The sequence below is a fragment of the Pseudomonas sp. KB-10 genome (assembly GCF_018221585.1).
GTDB lineage: Bacteria > Pseudomonadota > Gammaproteobacteria > Pseudomonadales > Pseudomonadaceae > Aquipseudomonas > Aquipseudomonas yangonensis.
Genome location: NZ_QYYB01000004.1, coordinates 87,065 through 104,821 on the forward strand (window position 1 = coordinate 87,065; position 17,757 = coordinate 104,821).

Here is a 17,757-nt window from a genome sequence, read left to right on the forward strand (position 1 = left end):
GCGGGGTGAAGTTGCCGAAGCGATTTTTATATATGAGAATCATTCGCCTTAATCGCCCCTGAGTAAGCCAAATGACTGCCAGCCTGGCTCGCATCCTGATCGTTGAGGACGATCGCACCCTGGCCGCCCAGCTCGGCGAGCTGCTGCGCGGTCAGGGGTATGCCACCAGCGCCTGCCATCTGGGCGAGGCGGGCCTGGAGACGGCGCTGCGCGAGGCGCCGGATCTGCTGTTGCTCGACGTGATGCTGCCGGACGTCAACGGCTTTTCCGTGCTGCGCCGCCTGCGCGAGCAGCAGCAGACGCCGGTGATCATGCTCACTGCCTGCGGCGCCGAGGAGGAACGCATTCGCGGCCTGCGCCACGGTGCCGATGATTATCTGCCCAAACCCTTCAACATCACCGAGCTGCAGCTACGCATCGACGCCGTGCTGCGCCGAACGCGCCCGCAGGAGACTGCGCGCGGCGGCCAGGCGCAGCAGTTGCAGGTCGACGAACTGCAACTGGACCGCCACGCCCAGCTGGCGCGGGTCGCAGGCTGCGACCTGGCGCTGACGCCGCTGCAGTTCCGTCTGCTCTGGTTGCTGGTCAGCCACCGTGGCGAGGCGTTGAGCAAACCCTACCTCTACCGCATGGCGCTGGAGCGCGAGTACAGCCAGTACGACCGCAGCCTGGACATGCACGTCAGCCGCATCCGTCGCCGTCTGGCCGAGGCCGGTCTTGGCGCCGACCGCTTGCAGACCCTGCATGGCCGCGGTTACGCCTTCACATGAACCGGCGCCTGTTCTGGAAACTGTGCCTGGTCATCGGCCTGGGCAGCGTGCTGCTGTTCTGGATCATTGCCCGCGTCGCCTGGCAGACCGAGGAGCGCATGAGCTTCATCGATGCCGAGCACCAGCGCACCTTGCGCCACTACGGCGAGCAGGCCGAGGCGATGTACCGTGCCGGTGATCATGAAGCGCTGGCGCGCTGGCTGACCACTCTGCAGCAGCAGGAGCAGACCTGGGCAGCGGTGGTCGAGGCCGAAGTGCGGCCGCTGGCCGGCAGCGTGCTGAATGAGCGCTTCTACGAGGGCTTCGGTCTGGGCCGCGACGTCAGCTGGAAGATCCACCTTTACTTCCAGGAAAACCCCATCATGGACCTGCCGTTCGCCGACGGCCGGACCCACTTTCTGATCATCCTGCCGCAGCGCATGCGCCCGGGACTGAACTGGCATTACGCCAAGCTGCTGCTGCAACTGGTGGTGCCGCTGGTGCTGATGCTGATCGTCTGTCTGGTGCTCTACCGCCACCTGATGCAGCCGCTCGGTCGTCTGGAGCAGGCGACCCGGCAGTTCAGCGATGGCCGCCTGGACGTGCGCGTGCGCTCGCTGCTGGGTTCGCGTAATGACGAGCTGGCAAGTCTGGCCGAAACCTTCGACGCCATGGCCGCGCGCACCGGGCAACTGATCATCGACCAGCGTCAGCGCCTGGCGGACATGTCCCACGAGCTGCGCACGCCGCTGACGCGCATCGAGATGGCGGTTAGCCTGGCCGAGCAGGACGGCGGCCAGCGCCAGCTGCTCGAACGCATCCGCGATGACTGCGCCGGCATGCGCCGTCTGGTCGAGGACGCCCTGACCCTGAGTTGGCTGGAGAACGAACGCCCGGAGCTGCGTGACGAGAATCTGGACCTGTCCGAGCTGCTCGACAGCATCCTCGACGATGCGCGCTTCGAGTATCCGGACCGGCAGATTCTCTGCCAGATGCCTGACAGTGCGCCGCTGCACGGCAGCAGCAGTCGGGCGCTGGGCCAGGCCATCGAGAACGTGGTGCGCAATGCGCTGGACCACACTCCGGCGGGTGGCCAGGTGCAGGTCAGCCTGAGCGAGGAGGGCGATGCCTGGCTGCTGCAGGTGGCCGACCAGGGGCCGGGTGTCGCCGAGCAATGGCTGGAGCGCATCTTCCAGCCGTTCTTCCGTGGCGGCAGCGAGCGTGCCGGTTTCGGTCTCGGCCTGGCCCTGGCGCAGCGCCAGGTCAGCGCCACCGGCGGCAGCATTCGCGCGAGCAATCGCGCCGGTGGCGGTTTGCTCATGGACATCCGCTTGCCACGTTCGGCGATGTAACAGTTGTAAAAGTGGTTCCCTGCCCGAAGGGTTGTGATGAGAATTCGCAAATGCGAAATATTCACATCTTTCCTGGGGAGGATCGATCATGCCGCACTGCCCTTATCGCCTGAGTCTGCTCGGCGCCATTACCTTCGGTAGTCTGCTCGCCACGCAGGCGCACGGCGCCGATGCCGCGCTGGAACTGCAGGCGCAGGAGATCACTGCGGCAGCCATCGACCGCAACGAGAGCGTCGAGGCCGAGCAGCTGCAGCGCTACCAGGCCAGCGACCTGCAGGAAGTGTTCGAATCCAACCCCGAGGTATCCGTGGGCGGCGGCCCCGGCGTGGCGCAGAAACTCTACCTGCGCGGTCTGGAAGACACCCTGCTGAACATCAGCATCGACGGCGCCAGCCAGCCAGGGCAGACCTTCCACCACACCGGCCGCATCGGCATCGAGCCGGAACTGCTCAAGCGCGCCGAGGTACAGGCCGGTACCGGTGACGCCACGGCCGGGCCGGGCGCGCTGGGCGGCGCGATCCGCTTCGTCACCAAGGACCCGGACGACCTGCTGCGCGAAGGCGAGCAGCTCGGTGCGCTGCTCAAGAGTGGCTATTTCAGCAATGGCGAGGGCTACAAGAGCAGTGCCAGCGTGTTCGGCCGCTTCAATCAGAACTGGTCGGCGCTGGCCATGACTACTTACCAGGACCAGAACGATTACGAGGACGGTCACAACGACGACGTGCTCGGTACCGCAGCGCGGCAGAAGCTCGGCTTCGCCAAGCTGGTGGGCAAGCTCAGCGACGAGCAGACGCTGCGCCTGAGCTACGAGAAGCGCATCGACGAAGGTGAGCGCAGCCAGCGCCCGCAATGGATCCCGAGCAGCTTCAATCGTCTGTATCCGCTGAGCACCGAACGCGAGACCTGGACCCTCAACTACGCCTGGCAGCCGGTGAACAACGACCTGCTGGATGTCGAGCTGACCACCTACCACACCACCAACGAACTGGAGCAGGACGGCCGCTTCGGTCTGTACTTCGGCGATACTCGCAGCACCGGTTTCGACCTGCGCAACACCAGCCGCATCGGCGCGCATCAGCTGACCTATGGCGTGGACTTGCGCGATGACCGTGCCACCCTCGGCCCGGCCGGCAATCGCCAGCTGGACCATGAGGATGGCGAGGTACTCGGCCTCTACCTGCAGGACCGCTACCAGATCACCTCGCGCCTACAGCTCGACGCCGGCCTGCGTTACGACCGCTACAAGCTCGATGACCGCGACAAGCAGACCTTCACCGAGAACGGCATCAGCCCCAACCTGGGCCTGCGCTACCAGCTGACCCCTGAGCTGGCGGTCTTCGCCGGCCAGGCGCGGGCGCTGCGCGGGCCGCAGGTGCGCGATGCGTTCAAGATGGACAGCTCCGGCAATGACCCGGATCTGAAGGCGGAAAAGGCGCGTACCGACGAGATCGGCTTCGACTACCGCGACGGCGGCTGGGAGCTGAACGGCAAGGCCTATATCACCCGCATCGAGGACGCCATCGCCGATCCCATCGGCCGGCCCAACCTGTACCTGAACGTCGGTGACCTGAAGAGCAAGGGTGTGCTGCTCAGCACTGCCTACCACTGGCAGCAGCTCAGTCTGGGCCTGAGCTACCACCGCAACGACGCGCGCCTGGATGGCGAGCGCCTCAACGTCTACGAATACAACGGCCTGGGCACCAGCCTCGGCGACACCTGGACCACCTTCGCCGACTACCGTGCCAGCGACAGCCTCAGCCTCGGCTGGCAGGGCCGCTTCGTACGCGGCATCGACACCCTGCACACCGGCGTCGGCGATGTCTCCAAGCCGGGCTACGGCGTGCATGACCTGTATGCCGAATGGCAGGCCATGCCCGAGCGCCTGACGGTGACCCTGACGCTGAAGAACCTGCTGGACAAGCAGTACCTGGATCACGCCAGCAACGAGGACTTCGAGCACATTCCAGATTATGAAGGCATCCGTGGCTCCTACGAGCCGGGGCGTGAGCTGCGTCTGGGCGTGGCGCTGCGTATCTGATGGGCCGGGCAATCGTTGCGATATTGCTGGGGCTGGCGTTGCTGGCCCCGGTACAGGCGCAGGTGCTGACCGATCTGGCCGGGCGCCAGGTGTCCGTGCCCGAGAAGGTCCAGCGCATCGTGCTCGGAGAGGGTCGTCTGCTGCCGGTGCTGGCCATTCTCGAAGGCGAACAGTTGCTGGATCGTCTGGTGGGCATGCCGGCCGATCTGGCGCTGGTCGATCCCGGCAGTGCCCGGCAATACCAGCAGGCCTTTGCCGCGCTGGCCAGGGTGCCGCGCATCGGCCAGGGCGCGGCCGACAGCTTCAGTCTGGAACAGGTGCTGACCTTGCGCCCGGACCTGGCCATCTTCAGCCTCTCCGGACATGGCCCGGACAGCACCCAGGGCCGGCTGATCGAGCAGTTGCAGCGCGCCGGAGTGGCGGTGCTGTTCGTCGATTTCCGCGAGCAGCCATTGGTCAATACGCCGCGCAGCATGACCCTGCTCGGCCAGGCCCTGGGCCGTGAGGCACGTGCCGATGCCTTCAACGCGGCACATGCCGAGGCCTTGGCTGCGGTGCGCGAGCGCTTGCCGCAAGGCGCCGCGCCCAAGGTGTTTCTGCACAGCCGCGCCGGCCTTGGCGACGGCTGCTGTGAAAGCATGGCACGCGGTATGTTCGCCGATCTGCTGGCCGAGGCCGGCGGCGACAATATCGCCCGCGAGCGGCTGCCCGGACATGCCGGAACTATCAGTCTGGAGCTGCTGCTTAGCCAGCCGCCCGAGCTGTATATCGCCAGCGCTGTGGGATCGGCCGACAGCCTGGCCGAGGGTGCGCCCTACATCGCCCTGGGGCCGGGCGTGGCGGCGGATGCGGCGCAGGCCTCGCTCAGGCGCCTGCTCGGGCGTGGCGGCCTGCAGCATCTGGACGCCGTGCGCGAGGGCAGGGCACATGCCATCTGGCATGGCTTCTACAACAGCCCGTTCAACGTGGTGGCGGTGCAGGTATTCGCCAAGTGGTTGCACCCCGAAGCCTTCGCCGACCTCGATCCGCAGCGCACCCTGGAGCGTTTCTACCTTGAGTTCCAGCCGGTGAAGCTGGACGGTCAATACTGGATCAGCCTGTGAGCGCGCAGCAGGTGTTGCGCCTCGGTTATCGGCGTGCCGTGCTGCGGCGCTGGGCATGCCTGGGCGTGCTGGCGGTGTTGCTGCTGGCCTGTTTCATCGCCGATCTGGCCACCGGCCCGGCTGGCCTGAGTTGGTGGGACGTGGCGCGCGGCCTGTTGCAGCCACAGCATCTGGATGCCGCGCAGGCGGTGATCATCCTGGAGATTCGTGTGCCCTATGCGCTGATGGCGCTGGTGGTTGGCGCCAGCCTGGGTCTGGCTGGTGCGGAGATGCAGACGGCGCTCAACAACCCCCTGGCCAGCCCCTTTACCTTGGGCGTCGGCGCGGCAGCGACCCTCGGCGCGGCGCTGGTAATCCTGCTGCGGCCCAATCTGGCCGGGCTTGGCGCCGATCTGCTGCTGCCACTGGCGGCATTCGTCTGCGCCTTCATCTCCTGCCTGCTGCTGCTTCTGGTAGCGCGGGTGCTGGGCGAGGCGCTGCACACTTTGGTGCTGTTCGGCATCGCCCTGCTGTTCGGGCTCAATGCGCTGGTCGGGCTGCTGCAGTTTCTCGCCGATGCCGATGCGCTGCAGCAAATCGTGTTCTGGACACTGGGCAGTCTGGCGCGTGCCGACCTGCAGCGGGTGGCGCTGGTGGCTGCGGTGCTTGCCCTGTGCCTGACCCTGGCTATGCGCCAGGCCTGGGCCATGACCAGCCTGCGCGGTGGCGAGGAGCAGGCGCGCAGCCTGGGCATTCGCGTCGGTCGCCTGCGCACCTTCGTGCTGCTGCGGGTCAGCCTGCTAACCGGCGTGGCCACGGCCTTCGTCGGCGAGGTCGGCTTCATCGGCCTGGTCGGGCCGCACGTGGCGCGCCTGCTGCTGGGCGAGGATCACCGTTTCTACCTGCCCGGCAGTGCCCTGGCTGGTGCCTTGCTGTTGTCGCTGGCCTCCCTGGCCAGCCGCGCGCTGCTGCCCGGGGTGATCCTGCCGGTAGGGCTGGTCACTGCCGTGGTCGGCGTACCGCTGTTTATCGGCCTGATCCTGGCGCGGGGGCGCAGCCTATGAGCCTGCTGATCGAAGGGCTGGGACTGAGCTATGGCGCGCGCAGCATCCTGCAGGAGCTGACCCTGCCTGCCGTGGAGGCCGGCAGCCTGGTCGGCGTGCTCGGGCCCAATGGTGTTGGCAAATCCTCGCTGCTGCGTGCGATTGCCGGCTTGCAGGTTTGTCAGGGAAGGGCGCGGTTGGGGAAAGCGACCTTGAGCGGTGTGCCACCCTGGCGCCAGCAGGCGAAGGTGGCGTACCTGCCACAACAACTGCCACAGGCGGTGTCGCTGCTGGCCTACGAAAGCCTGCTGGCGGCGGCGCGGGCGCGTTGTCCGCAGCTTGCATCGCGTGAGCTGACGGCGCGGGTTGAAGCCATCCTGCAGCGCCTGGGTATCGAGCGCCTGGCTTTGCAGCGCATGGATCGCCTGTCGGGCGGGCAGCGGCAATTGCTTGGCCTGGCTCAGGCGCTGGTCGGTGAGCCGCAACTGCTGCTACTCGACGAGCCCACCAGCGCGCTCGATCTGCACTGGCAGCTGCGCGTGCTCGACTGCGTCGCCGAACGTTGCTGTAACGAGCAGGCGATCGCCTTGGTGGCCTGCCATGACCTCAATCTGGCGCTGCGTTTCTGTACTCATCTACTGCTGCTGGCGCCGGGAGGGGCTTACCGCTTCGGCGCTGCGGATCAGGTGCTCGACACTGCCTGGTTGCGCCGTGCCTACGGCATCGAGGCGCGTATCGAGCATTGCTCTCTCGGTCAGGCACTGGTGCTGGCCGACCGTCCTCTGCTCACGCAATCATTCAATCATGCCGAACGGCCGTAGTTCGTTCACCGCGCCCTGGCGCTGCGCCTGCCAGGGCGCTCGTGCAGGCACTTTTTGCACAGCAGCGAGGCGCGCTGGAAAGAGCACGAATGTCTGCTGCAACGGCACTGAAACACAGTTGCGCCAAACTGGCTGAAAGCCCCGCCTGTTCAGCATTTCAGAACGTTTTGTGTGATATCCGGAACGAGATGAAATTAGGCAGAATTTCCGGTTGATCTGCGTGGCGCATGGTCTTAAAGTCCGCGCCCGAACGTCCATGCTGGAAACGATCCATCCGGCTCAAGTACTGACGACGAGAGGTTGCCGGCCGGCTGATGGTCGGTACCGGTGATGCTCGGCGACATGCCTTGGGAAGTAGGCGAACCAAAGTGGGGAAACTGTCAGACGTTCAGGCTCGCGCATGGCGCGGCCAGCCCCGACACGTAGTGGAACCTGCAAGCGGTTCTGCTGCCCGAATCAATGTGTTCCCGGTTTTGCCATTGGAGTCCCAGCATGTCGATCAAGGTCGAAGACTACTACGCACCCGCCACTTTCCAGCGCATGAAGGCATTCGCTGATCAGCACGAAACCCCCTTCGTGGTGATCGACCGGCAGATCATTGCCGATGCTTACGACCAGCTGGGCAACTGCTTCCCGTTCGCCAAGGTCTACTACGCGGTCAAGGCCAACCCGGCCATCGAGATCATCGAGCTGCTGCGCGACAAGGGTTCGAGCTTCGACATCGCCTCGATCTACGAGCTGGACAAGGTGATGAGCGCCGGCGTCGGCCCCGAGCGCATCAGCTACGGCAACACCATCAAGAAGGCGCGGGACATTCGCTACTTCTATGAAAAGGGCGTGCGCCTGTTCGCCACCGACTCCGAAGCCGATCTGCGCAATATCGCCAAGGCTGCTCCGGGCTCCAAGGTTTACGTGCGCATCCTCACCGAAGGCTCGACCAGCGCCGACTGGCCGCTGTCGCGCAAGTTCGGTTGCCAGCCGGACATGGCCCTGGATCTGCTGATCCTGGCCAAGCAACTGGGCCTGGTGCCCTACGGCATTTCCTTCCACGTCGGCAGCCAGCAGCGCGATATCGACGTGTGGGACGCCGCCATCGCCAAGGTCAAGGTGATCTTCGAGCGCCTGCGCGAGGAAGACGGTATCACCCTGCAGATGATCAACATGGGTGGCGGCTTCCCGGCCAACTACATCCAGCGCACCAACGACCTGGAAACCTATGCCGAGGAAATCACCCGCTTCCTCAAGGAAGACTTCGGTGACGAACTGCCGGAAATCATCCTCGAGCCGGGCCGCTCGCTGATCGCTAATGCCGGCGTGCTGGTATCGGAAGTGGTGCTGGTGGCGCGCAAGTCGCGCACCGCCGTGGAGCGCTGGGTGTATGCCGACGTCGGCAAGTTCAGCGGCCTGATCGAAACCATGGACGAGTCGATCAAATTCCCCATCTGGACCGAGAAGAAGGGCGAGATGGAAGAGGTGGTGATCGCCGGTCCGACCTGCGACAGCGCCGACATCATGTACGAGCACTACAAGTACGGCCTGCCACTGAACCTGGCCAGCGGCGACCGCCTGTACTGGCTGTCCACCGGCGCCTACACCACCAGTTACAGCGCGGTGGAGTTCAACGGCTTCCCGCCGCTGAAGTCCTACTACCTGTAAGGCCCCACGCAAACTGAATGCGCCCACCCTGTGTGGGCGTTTTCATTTATGCCGCCGTGGCTGTTGTTTGTTGTGCAAGCTATTTAGAATCATTATCACCTTACACCTGTGGAGAGGGCGCATGCTGCTGATCATCCCTGACGTGCTCGACGCCGAGCAGTTGCGTCAGTACCGTGCTGCGCTCGAAGCGGCAAACTGGCAGGACGGGCGAATCAGTGCCGGGCATCAGGCGATACAGGCCAAGAGCAATCAGCAACTGGCGCAGGACGATCCACTGGTGACCCAGCTCGGCGACTTTCTGCTTGACTGTCTTAGCCGCCATCCGCGTTTCATGGCTGCCGCGCTGCCGCTCAAGGTGGTGCCGCCGCGTTTCAACCGGTATACCGGCGGCGGCCAGTACGGCGATCACATCGACAATGCCATCTTCAGCGTACCGGGCACTGCGCATCGTATTCGCGCGGACCTCTCGGCCACGCTGTTCTTCAGTGAACCGCACGAATACGACGGCGGTGAACTGGTGATGCAGGACCGGCGCATCAAACTGCCGGCCGGGCACATGGTGCTTTATTCCAGTGGCTGCCTGCATCGCGTCGAACCGGTGACGCGGGGTGTCCGTCTGGCCTCGTTCTTCTGGGTGCAGAGCCTGGTGCGTCAGGATGATCAGCGCACCGTTCTGCTGGAGCTCGATGACAGCATCCAGGCGCTGCGTCAGCAGGTACCGGACAGCGCCGAACTGCTGCGGCTGACCGGCATCTACCACAACCTGCTGCGGCAGTGGTCGCAGACCTGAACGCATCCGGAGAGCCCCACATGAGCCTGCCCCCGCTGGCACAGATACCTGCCGACATTGCTTGCGTGGCCGACTACAGCGTCCATGCTCGCGAGCGCCTCGGCGAGCAGGCCTGGGCTTATCTGGCTGGAGGCGCAGCCGATGAGCTGACCCTGCAGGACAACCGCCAGGCCTTCGACCGCTTGCGCCTGCGCAGCCGGGTCCTGCAGGACCTGCAGGGTGGACACACGCGCCTGCGGCTGTTCGGTGATGACTTTGCTCACCCGATCTTCGTCGCGCCGGTGGCCTACCAGCAGCTCGCTCACCCGGACGGCGAACTGGCATGCGTGCTGGGCGCCGGTGCCATGGGAGCCGGCATGCTGGTCAGCACCCAGGCCAGCGTCGAACTGGAGGCCATCGCTGCACAGGCGCAGGCGCCGCTGTGGTTTCAGTTGTATATCCAGGCCGACCGCGACTTCACCGTCGCGCTGATCCGTCGTGCCGAGGCGGCCGGCTACCGCGCTCTGGTGGTCACCGTGGATGCGCCGGTGAGCGGCATTCGCAACCGCGAGCAGCGCGCAGGTTTCGTTCTGCCGCCCGGTATCGAGGCGGTCAATTTACGGGGCATGCGCCCGCAGCCCGGTGGCGCTCCGCCTGGCGACAGTCTGCTGCTCGGCGGTCCGTTGCTGGCGGCGGCGCCAACCTGGCGCGACCTGGCCTGGCTGCGGGAGCAGACCCGCCTGCCGATTCTGCTCAAGGGGATTCTGGGCGCCGCCGATGCCGAGCAAGCGCTGGCAGCCGGCGTCGACGGGCTGATCGTCTCCAATCATGGCGGACGTACCCTCGACAGCCTGCCGGCGACCATCGATGCACTGCCGGAGGTGGCGGCAGTGGTGCAGGGCCGCATTCCTCTGCTGCTCGACGGCGGCGTGCGGCGTGGCACCGATGTCCTCAAGGCGCTGGCGCTGGGTGCCAATGCCGTGCTGGTGGGCCGGCCCTGTGTCTTCGCCCTGGCCACGGCCGGTGCTCTGGGGGTGGCGCATGTGCTGCAGATTCTGCGCGCCGAGCTGGAAGTCGCCATGGCACTGACTGGCTGCAAGGACCTCGCCAGTATCGGCCCTCAGCTGATCTTCACGCCGTCCCGTCTCTGAGCGGGCACCTGCGCAGAGCCTATTCGACAGGGGGTTGGTACCTCTGCGCGGATGGCGCGGCGGCGCGAAAAGCTGGCTGCGCGACGCGCAAGAGCAATCGCTAAATAAGAATGCATTCAAGAGTGCTTCTTATTTGACTTTGAATTATTTACAAATAATATACGTTCGCTTTTAGCTGCTGGCCTCGTGCAGGTCTGCCGGCTGGGCGTCGGCGCGCGGATTCGTAAGGGAGTGGGTGCGCGATCGAATATAAATAATTATCAATAATCAAGAGTACGTATTCTCGATGAATGCCAAGAACAATCTGCATGCTCTGCCTGCCAAGCGCCTGCTTGCCACCGCCGTCGGCCTGGCCATCGCCACGCTGACCCTGCCGGCCCTGGCCGACGATTCGGTCAAGCTCGACAGTGTCACCGTCAAGGGTGAACGTGACGGGGATTACAAGACCGAGTCGGCGTCCTCGGTCAAATACACCGCGCCGCTGCTGGACACCCCGCAGACCGTGACCGTGGTACCGCAGAAGGTAATCGCCGAGCAGCAGGCGCTGAGCCTGCGCCGGGTGCTGTCGAACGTCTCCGGTATCACCTTTACCGCCGGGGAGGGCGGCGGTGGTTCCGGTGACAGCATCAACATCCGTGGCTTCAGCGCCAACGCCAACATGCAGATCGACGGCCTGCGTGACAGCGCGCAAACCAACCGTACCGACACCTTCAACATCGAGTCCGTTGAGGTCATCAAGGGGCCGAACTCGGTGTTCGGCGGCAGCGGCACCACGGGCGGCAGCATCAATCAGGTGACCAAGGCGCCGGTGCAGCGCGACTTCACCCGCATCGGCGCCGGCCTGGGCACCGACAACTATCATCGACTGACGCTGGACAGTAACCAGACCCTCGACGGCATCGGTACCGACAGCGCCTTTCGCCTGAACCTGATGGCCCACGAAAACGACGTACCGGGTCGTGACGAAATCGACCGCAAGCGCTGGGGTATCGCGCCATCGCTGGCTCTGGGGCTGAGCGAAGACACCCGCCTGACCTTCAGCTACTTCCATCAGACCGACGACATCCTGCCGGACTATGGTGTACCGGCGCGCGATGGCAAGAAGATCGCTAGCGTTGATCGCGAGGCTTACTTCGGCTGGAAGAACCTGGACAAGGACGACATCCGGACCGACTCCTTCACCGTCAAGCTGGAGCACAGCTTCAACGACAGCCTGAGCCTGCAAAACCTCACCCGCTACAGTCAGATCGACCGCAATACGGTGGTTTCCGCCTCCCACGTCAACATCACCGGTGTGCCGGCTGGCAATTACCTGCCTGCCGGGCCGCAGGCCTATGGGCGTGACGTGAACAGCGAGATGCTGATCAACCAGACCAACCTGCGCGCCGACTTCGAAACCTTCGGCCTGCTGCACAGCCTGGCCACTGGTGTGGAAATCTCCCGGGAGAATTACGACCTGCTGGTCTACAACCACGGCCTGGGCGGTTATCCAGCCGACGGCTACCCGCTGGGTAATCCGCCGGGCTACTGGAACGGAGCGGCGAACAAGACCCTGACAGCCGACACCTCGACCCGTCTCGACAACCAGGCCGTGTACGTTTTTGACACCATCGCCCTGAGTCCGGACTGGGACCTGAGCCTGGGGCTGCGCTACGACTGGGTGGAGGGTGACTACAAGAGCACCGCACTACCGGCCGGTACCCTGACCAAGCTGGACACACGCGATGAGGAACTCAGCGGGCGCGTTGGGCTGGTCTACAAACCCGCTGACAATGGCCGGATCTACGTGGCCTACGGCACCTCCTTCAACCCCTCGGCCGAGAACCTGGTGACGACTGGCGGTGGCGTTTCGGCCGCGACGGCCGATCTGGCGCCGGAGAAGAACAAGACCTGGGAGCTGGGGACCAAGTGGGAGCTGCTCGACCGTCGCCTGGAGCTGGATGCGGCGATCTTCCGTGTGGAAAAGACCAACGCCCGTGAAACCATGCTTGACGGCAGTACCCAGCTTGCCGGCGAGCAGCGCGTTGACGGTATCGAACTGGGTATGACCGGTCACATCACCGAGCGCTGGGATGTATTCGCCAACTACACGGTGCTCAGCAGCGAAACGCTCAAGGCATCCGACACCGCTGCCGGTATCGCGCGCGAAGGTCAGGCCCTGGCCAATACTCCGCCACGTTCGTTCAACCTGTGGACCTCCTATCAACTGCCGGCCGGCTGGAGTCTCGGCTATGGTGCGCGCTATGTCAGCGAACGCAACGTCAGCTCCAGTGGCGGCGCCAAGCTCGACGCCTACTGGCTGCACAACGCCATGGTCGGCTACCAGGTCAGCGACAATCTCGATCTGCAGCTGAACCTCAACAACCTGTTCGATGAGGACTACGTCGAGCGCGTGCGCCAGACGCCCGGTGCCGACAACCGGTCTTCGGCTATCGAATATGGCGATGGTCGCTCGGCCATCCTCTCGGCGACCTACAGCTTCTGAGCGCTCACCGCTTGATTCCGTGGTCCGCAATGCAAAACGCCAGCCCTGGGGCTGGCGTTTTGCATGGGGCGGCGTGAGTCAGAATTCGATCACGGCCGACAGCCAGAGACGGCGACCTTCTTCGATCGTACCGTCGGTGGAGCGGAAGGTCTGAATGTAGTCCGACGCCCAACCCGTTGTGCCCGTGTTGGTGGTGTAGTAGCGACCTTTGGTGAAGTCCTTGTCGAACAGGTTGTAGATCGTGGCGTTCAGGGTGACGTTTTCCGAGGCCTTGAACGAACCGCCCAGGTGGAAAACTTCGTAGGCCTTGAGATCGCCGACCTGATCCTCGACAGCTTTATCGGCTGCCGACAGGTTGGCATAGCGATCGGTAAAGCGCGCACGTTCGCCACGGTATTCGCCTTTGAACCACAGGGTCAGGCGGTCAGTGGTGTTCCAGCTCAAACGCGCATGGGCCATGTGTTTGGGCGTGTTGGTCAGCGGGGCGCCCTTGTTCGCGCCGCTCTGTTGCTCGCTGTCGGTATAGGTGTAGTTGGCCGAGATGGCCCAGGCAGGGGCGAATTCCCAGCGCCCCGCCAGTTCCAGACCCTGCGTGAGCGCCTCGCCGATGTTGGTGTTCTGGGCAAAGTTCGGTTGAGTAAAACCTGCGCCATAGCTGACGCAGCCCGGCTGATTGGGATTGCCTGCGGCAAAACAGTTGGCCAGCGGCGTGCCGGTATCGATCTTGTCCTTGAACTTGTTATGGAACAGCGTGGCGTTGGCGTTGAAGCCGTTGAAACTGTCGTAGTAGACGCCGAATTCGGTATTGGTCGTGATTTCGGGTTTCAGGTTGGGGCTGCCGATGGTAATGACGTCACCCTGATTGGTCACACCGTTGATGCCGTCATGCAACTGATTGAGCGTCGGGGTTTTGTAGCCGCGACTGACGCCACCCTTGAGGGTCCAGTTTTCCGTGGTGTTCCAGACGAGGTATGCACGTGGGCTGACGTGGCCGCCAAACGCCTCATGATCTTCATAACGTGCACCCAGCGTCAGGGCCAGATCGTCGCGCATGCGCCACTCGTTCTCGGCGAATACGGCCCATGACTTCTGTTTGAATTCTTCGGTTGCCAGGCCGTCTTCGACCTTGGAGTCGGCATATTGGGCGCCGACAGTGGTGATATGGGTTGCGCCAATCGGGGCGACCAGTTTGGTATCCAGAATCAGGTCCGTCGATTTGAGCTTGCGGTCATCCCCGGCGATGATCGACGGGAACCCGACGTAGGCATTGCCGATGACGCTCCCGGGGATGGTCCGGCCGATTGTCTCGGTGGTCTTGTGGGTCAGGCTGCTGTCCACGGTGCCGAAGCCGAGCCGAGCCGTATGGCTCAGTGCGAACTGATCCCGCTCGAAGCGAAGTTCGTCCTTGTAACCGGACGCTCGGCTGGAAGGGGCGCCGCAGCCTGCGCTGTCAGAGCCGCTGGCACGTCCATCGAGATTGCCCAACTGACACTCGTCGTTGTTGTAGACCTGGCGACCACGTTCGAAATCGAGCGAGAAATCGTGATCTTCGTTGGGCGTGAGGGTCAGACGTGCGCCGAGGTTATTGTTGCGGCCTTCCACCGGAGAGGCGCCGCGCCTGCTGACCGTGGAGCCATTGGCAAACTGCAGGTCCGAGGCCTCGCGATCGTAGAGGCTGCCGCGCATCGACAAGCCAAGCAGATCCTGAATCAGCGGGCCGCTGGTGTAGAAACTGGTATTGGAAGTTTCGCCGTAGTCGCGATGTTCCTGGAACGTGTGGTCCAGAGTGACCGATGCACCCCATTCCTTAGCGACTTTTTTGGTAATGATGTTGACGACACCACCCATGGCATCAGAGCCGTAGAGCGTCGACATCGGGCCGCGGATCACCTCGATTCTCTCGATGGCCGATAGCGGTGGGATGAAACTGGTTGCGGTTTCGTTGAAGCCGTTGGGGGTCACGTCCCCTGCATTGTTCTGCCGGCGACCATCGATAAGGATCAGGGTGTATTCACTGGGCAGACCACGGATGCTGATGTTCAGGCCACCCGTTTTGCCGGTACCTTGACGTACATCGACGCCTTCCACGTCCTCCAGAGCCTGGGCCAGGTTACTGTAACGCTTCTGCTGCAACTCCTCGCGGCTGATCACGCTGATGCTGGCGGGGGCTTCGGTGATCTTCTGCTCGAAGCCGGAAGCACTGACAACCACGTCGCCCAGGGCGATGGGCTCGTTAGCCTGTGCGCCAAAGCTTGCGGCCAGCGCAATGGCGCTGGCCAGGGCGGTACGGGAATTGAGGGCGGACATCGATCTACTCCTGGCGTAATGAGGGTGCAGTCGGAACGGTTAAGAACGGCCGGGATGATAGTGATTTGCATATAAGGTTCAATTGCGGGTGATGTCGATGACTATTGAGTTGGGCTGAGAGGGCCGCTGTGGCTGGGCTGCAGGCAGGTGTAAATTTTGTAAATGCGATCTGTTCTTGAATGCACCGACACGCTTTACGCGTGCATCCCGGGCGCTCTAAGCTGCCGACATGAACCGTATTCTTCTCAATTGCGACATGGGCGAAGGCTTCGGCGCCTGGCGCATGGGCGACGACCAACTGGCCATGCCACTGATCGACCAGGCCAACCTGGCCTGTGGCTTCCATGCCGGTGATCCGCTGATCATGGCGCGCAGTGTCGTGCTCGCGGTGCAGCACGGCGTGAGCATCGGCGCGCATCCGTCCTATCCGGATCTGCAGGGCTTTGGCAGGCGTCACATGCAGTGTTCGCCGGAAGAAGTACGCGCCTTGGTGCTGTATCAGATCGGGGCTCTGGATGCCTTTTGCCGCGCGGCTGGCTGCCAGTTGGCCTACGTCAAGCCACATGGCGCGCTGTACAACGATCTGGTGCGTGACGATGCGCTACTGGCGGCGGTGCTCGATGCCTGCTCCAGCTACCGCAAGGGCCTGCCGCTGATGGTGTTGGCGCTGGCCGACAACGGTCGGGAGCTGCGCCTGGCCGATGAGGCCGACGTGCCGCTGATGTTCGAAGCTTTTGCCGACCGAGCCTACCTCTCCGATGGCCAGCTGGCACCGCGCCGGCTTGGTGGCGCGGTGCACCAGGATCCCGAGCGCATCCTGACGCAGGCGCTGGCGATCGCCAATGGCGAAGCCTTTGCCGATATCGACGGCAAGCCGCTACGCCTGCGGGCCGACAGTCTGTGCGTGCACGGTGACAACCCGGAGTCGTTGGCGGTGCTGCGCCGTTTGCGCGCCCGCCTGGACGCGCTCTGAGGCGGTAGCGTGTCGTCAGCGCCGGGTCAGATGGCCGCGCGGCAGGTCATCCGGGCAGGCGCGGCGGCGTCATGGCACCCGAGTCGAAAATCCGCGAGCTGCTGGTGCGCGGCGAGTTCCTGATGCTGTCGCCGGCTTGGCGACCGGAGTCTGTCGGGTGCGATGGGTAACCGGCCAAGGTGCGCTACGCCATCGAGGCCCTCAAGGCGCATCCGGGCAGCGCATGATGATGAACGGCCAAGCAGGCTGACCCAGGCCCTGCCGTGTTGAAATAGCGCTCAGATGTGCATTGGCAAGCCGTAAACTTCATATCTTCAGCCTAGTCTGGCCTGGCTCCGGCTCGCGAACCTTTGAACAGGTTCCTAGCTGTGCGAGGATGGTCGGCAACCAGTCTCTCCGTCAGAAAGGACCCGTGATCCGCACCAATGAAGACGCCCAAACGTATTGAACCCCTGGTCGAGGACGGCCTGGTGGACGAGGTGCTGCGACCGCTGATGAGCGGCAAGGAGGCAGCCGTGTATGTGGTGCGGTGTGGCGACGAGTTGCGCTGCGCCAAGGTCTACAAGGAAGCCAACAAGCGCAGCTTCCGCCAGGCATCGGAGTATCAGGAAGGACGAAAAGTACGGGGCAGCCGACAGGCGCGGGCCATGTCCAAGGGCAGCAAGTACGGGCGCAAGGAACAGGAGCAGGCCTGGCAGAACGCCGAAGTCGCTGCGCTGTTCCGCCTGGCCAATGCCGGCGTGCGAGTGCCCAAACCCTACGACTTTCTCGATGGCGTGCTGCTGATGGAGCTGGTCGGCGACGGCGAGGGCGATGTAGCGCCACGGCTCAATGACGTCGACCTGCATCCGGACGACGCCCGTGAATTTCACGCCTTCATGATCCAGGAAATCGTCAAGATGCTCTGCGCCGGCCTGGTGCACGGCGACCTGTCGGAATTCAACGTGCTGCTCGGCCCCGAAGGTCCGGTGATCATCGACCTGCCGCAGGCGGTGGACGCGGCGGCGAACAACCATGCCTTCAGCATGCTCGAACGCGACGTGCGCAACATGGCCGAGTACTTCGGCCAGTTCGCCCCGGAGCTGAAGTACACCAAGTACGCCAAGGAAATGTGGGCGCTCTACGAGGCTGGCAAACTGCAGCCCGATTCGCAACTGACCGGTGAGTTCGCCGAGCCCGAGGACGCTGCCGATATCGACGCGGTGATGCGCGAGATCAAGGCCGCGCTGGCCGAAGAGGCGAAAAAACAGGCGCTACGCAACGCCGAAGACGAGCCCAAGGACGCCGAACCGATACCGCCCTGGATGCGTTGAGCAGTGGGGGCTGCGCCT

At 64.0% G+C, this 17,757-nt stretch carries 13 protein-coding genes; 12 read left to right on the forward strand and 1 reads right to left on the reverse strand.

From position 1 onward, the window contains the following. The first annotated feature begins 71 nt into the window (after positions 1–71). The 10 genes from DXK50_RS12130 to DXK50_RS12175 all read left to right on the forward strand — a co-directional run bounded on the left by DXK50_RS12130 (position 72) and on the right by DXK50_RS12175 (position 13,146). Positions 72–770 carry a response regulator transcription factor gene (locus DXK50_RS12130; RefSeq protein WP_212630502.1) on the forward strand — a complete coding sequence of 233 codons (699 nt, stop codon included), beginning with the start codon at positions 72–74 and terminating at the stop codon, positions 768–770. Continuing rightward, positions 767–2,101 carry a sensor histidine kinase gene (locus DXK50_RS12135; RefSeq protein ID WP_212630503.1) on the forward strand — a complete coding sequence of 445 codons (1,335 nt, stop codon included), beginning with the start codon at positions 767–769 and terminating at the stop codon, positions 2,099–2,101. The genes DXK50_RS12130 and DXK50_RS12135 overlap by 4 nt, the downstream gene beginning before the upstream one ends. A gap of 88 nt (positions 2,102–2,189) precedes the next feature. Then, complete coding sequence (locus DXK50_RS12140; protein ID WP_212630504.1) at positions 2,190–4,139, forward strand: TonB-dependent receptor domain-containing protein; 1,950 nt, start codon at positions 2,190–2,192, stop codon at positions 4,137–4,139. Beyond that, positions 4,139–5,242 (forward strand): ABC transporter substrate-binding protein, encoded by a 1,104-nt coding sequence (locus DXK50_RS12145; RefSeq protein WP_212630505.1) that lies wholly within the window; start codon positions 4,139–4,141, stop codon positions 5,240–5,242. The genes DXK50_RS12140 and DXK50_RS12145 overlap by 1 nt, the downstream gene beginning before the upstream one ends. Continuing rightward, the gene (locus DXK50_RS12150; RefSeq protein WP_233787458.1) at positions 5,239–6,285 is read left to right on the forward strand and encodes a FecCD family ABC transporter permease; all 1,047 of its coding nucleotides are present in this window, start codon (positions 5,239–5,241) and stop codon (positions 6,283–6,285) included. Before DXK50_RS12145 ends, DXK50_RS12150 begins: the two co-directional genes overlap by 4 nt. Then, positions 6,282–7,085: an ABC transporter ATP-binding protein gene (locus DXK50_RS12155; RefSeq protein ID WP_212630506.1), complete on the forward strand. Its 804-nt coding sequence runs from the start codon at positions 6,282–6,284 to the stop codon at positions 7,083–7,085. The genes DXK50_RS12150 and DXK50_RS12155 overlap by 4 nt, the downstream gene beginning before the upstream one ends. Before the next feature lie 492 nt (positions 7,086–7,577). Then, on the forward strand, positions 7,578–8,741 hold the full coding sequence (locus tag DXK50_RS12160; protein ID WP_161864891.1) for a type III PLP-dependent enzyme: 1,164 nt from the start codon (positions 7,578–7,580) through the stop codon (positions 8,739–8,741). A 121-nt stretch (positions 8,742–8,862) separates the two neighbouring features. Next, complete coding sequence (locus DXK50_RS12165) at positions 8,863–9,531, forward strand: Fe2+-dependent dioxygenase (protein ID WP_212630507.1); 669 nt, start codon at positions 8,863–8,865, stop codon at positions 9,529–9,531. A gap of 20 nt (positions 9,532–9,551) precedes the next feature. Beyond that, positions 9,552–10,661 carry an alpha-hydroxy acid oxidase gene (locus DXK50_RS12170; RefSeq protein ID WP_212630508.1) on the forward strand — a complete coding sequence of 370 codons (1,110 nt, stop codon included), beginning with the start codon at positions 9,552–9,554 and terminating at the stop codon, positions 10,659–10,661. Positions 10,662–10,947: 286 nt separating this feature from the next. Further along, entirely contained in the window at positions 10,948–13,146 is a 2,199-nt protein-coding gene (locus DXK50_RS12175; protein ID WP_212630509.1) for a TonB-dependent receptor, read from the forward strand. A gap of 78 nt (positions 13,147–13,224) precedes the next feature. Here DXK50_RS12175 and DXK50_RS12180 read toward each other — a convergent pair whose 3' ends face one another. Then, a complete protein-coding gene (locus tag DXK50_RS12180) occupies positions 13,225–15,453 on the reverse strand; it encodes a TonB-dependent receptor domain-containing protein (protein ID WP_161864895.1) in 2,229 nt (742 codons plus the stop codon). A 229-nt stretch (positions 15,454–15,682) separates the two neighbouring features. Between DXK50_RS12180 and DXK50_RS12185 the strand changes: the two genes are divergently transcribed. After that, positions 15,683–16,426 (forward strand): 5-oxoprolinase subunit PxpA, encoded by a 744-nt coding sequence (locus DXK50_RS12185; RefSeq protein ID WP_212630510.1) that lies wholly within the window; start codon positions 15,683–15,685, stop codon positions 16,424–16,426. A 425-nt stretch (positions 16,427–16,851) separates the two neighbouring features. Continuing rightward, positions 16,852–17,739: a PA4780 family RIO1-like protein kinase gene (locus tag DXK50_RS12190; protein WP_212630511.1), complete on the forward strand. Its 888-nt coding sequence runs from the start codon at positions 16,852–16,854 to the stop codon at positions 17,737–17,739. Positions 17,740–17,757: the final 18 nt, after the last annotated feature.